We start from the raw sequence: 1534 nt of genomic DNA, 5'->3' as shown, positions 1-1534 counted from the left end.
ACCGTCGCCGACGGTCGGTCATCGCCGCTGACGCCGGACGCTGCTGCTGACGGGTTTCGTGCGTCTGCCCGCGTCGAGGGCACATGTGTGTGGCTGATGAACTCGGTCGGCTTCGTCAGCCGGGTGGGCGCCACACCTTGTCGATCATGAACAACACATCGGTGTCGAGGGCGGCTTCGGGGTCGGCGAGGAGACCACGACCGAGATCGACGAGTACGTCAAGGGCTACTTCCGCTGACGCCGCACCCTGGCTGGCATCTTCCACTGGTCAGCCCACGAGAAGGTCCGGATCAGACGTGGGTGACCAGGAGGGTCACACCCGCTTCGCCGCCGCAGTCGACGAAGACGGGGCCGACGCCGTTGCCGAGCCCACGAGCGAGGGTCGCCTTCGCCACGAATCCGTGCGGGTCGTCGTTGATGATGCGCACGTTTTCCAGCACCGGCTTGCCGTCGAACCCGCTGAGCACGGCGTTGAGCTTCTCCCCTCCGCCGCAGTGGCCGGTGATGGTCACCTCTTCGCCTCGCTCGGCGGGGGGGTTGGGGCTGACCTGGACGACCGCCCTGGCGCCCTTCGGTGGCTGCGGCGCAGTCGCCTCGACTGCGACCTTATCGATCGTGGTGACCTTGCCGTCGGCGAACGCGCCGCCGGCGCCCAGTCCGAGCACTCCGGCCGTCAGGCCCACTCCGGCGATCGCGGCGATCATCTTCTTGTTCATGGTGGTTCCCTTTGTGAAAGTCCTCTTAGGACTGTTTGGACAAATGTGATGATCCCTTGTCGTGCTGGGGATCTATTCGGTAAGTCGTCGACCGGGCGGCCACGGGTTCTCGTTCGGTGGATTGAGACGCGAGTCACGACCGGGTGCGGCGCGGGCCGAACGTGAGATAGCTCAGCAGCCCGGCGTTGACCGCGGCGGCCGCGGTGACCGTCGCTGAAACCGTGTCGGCCGGTTGCACCAGCCACCCCGCGACGGGCACGTCCGACATTCCCGGCACTTGCGCCAGCACCATGAACAAAAAGGGCAGGCACCAGCCGAACGAGCCGCCGATGAGCGCTACCCCGAGGCCCAGCAACCCCACCTGGCCTGCCACGTCACGGAGGATCACGCCGGCGGGAAGGCCGGAGTCCAGTGTCGCGTTGATCGCGAGGGAAAGTCCGGTGATCACCACACCGAGACCGATCAGATGCGTCGCCCGCCGGGGTGGCCACGAGAAGGACGCCGTGCGATCCAGGTCGTGGTCGGAGCCCGCGAGGCCGGGCGAGGCCGCGGCCAGCCCCAGGGTCATCACGATGATCATCGACGGGATGCCGACGCGGCCGTCCCAGAGCCATCGGCTGAGCCCCAGTAGCAGCGCCGTGCCGAACACCAGTGCCGATATCGGGACAGCGACCTGCCGGCTGCGCGCGTAGAGCGCGAGCCATCTCATCGTGCGCCGGTTCCACGGGTCAGGATGTCCCACTGGTCGCCCTCGCAGGTCAGGCCCGCCTGACGGAGGGCGGCAACCCGGCGTACCTGCTCGTCACGCGGTAGTGCGA

3 protein-coding genes are annotated in these 1534 nt (G+C 67.7%); all 3 read right to left on the bottom strand.

The genetic code is table 11. The annotated features are described in order from the left end of the window. Positions 1-115 precede the first annotated feature (115 nt). Positions 116-265 carry a hypothetical protein gene (locus tag VGP60_RS37605; protein ID WP_327552984.1) on the bottom strand — a complete coding sequence of 50 codons (150 nt, stop codon included), beginning with the start codon at positions 263-265 and terminating at the stop codon, positions 116-118. Between the two features lie 25 nt (positions 266-290). Then, a complete protein-coding gene (locus VGP60_RS37600) occupies positions 291-716 on the bottom strand; it encodes a hypothetical protein (protein WP_327552983.1) in 426 nt (141 codons plus the stop codon). Positions 717-849: 133 nt separating this feature from the next. After that, positions 850-1425 (bottom strand): hypothetical protein, encoded by a 576-nt coding sequence (locus VGP60_RS37595; RefSeq protein WP_327552982.1) that lies wholly within the window; start codon positions 1423-1425, stop codon positions 850-852. Positions 1426-1534 lie beyond the last annotated feature (109 nt).

It is taken from the genome of Amycolatopsis sp., from assembly GCF_036008905.1.
Taxonomy (GTDB): Bacteria; Actinomycetota; Actinomycetes; order Mycobacteriales; family Pseudonocardiaceae; genus Amycolatopsis.
This window is presented reverse-complemented; position numbering and strand designations above follow the sequence as displayed.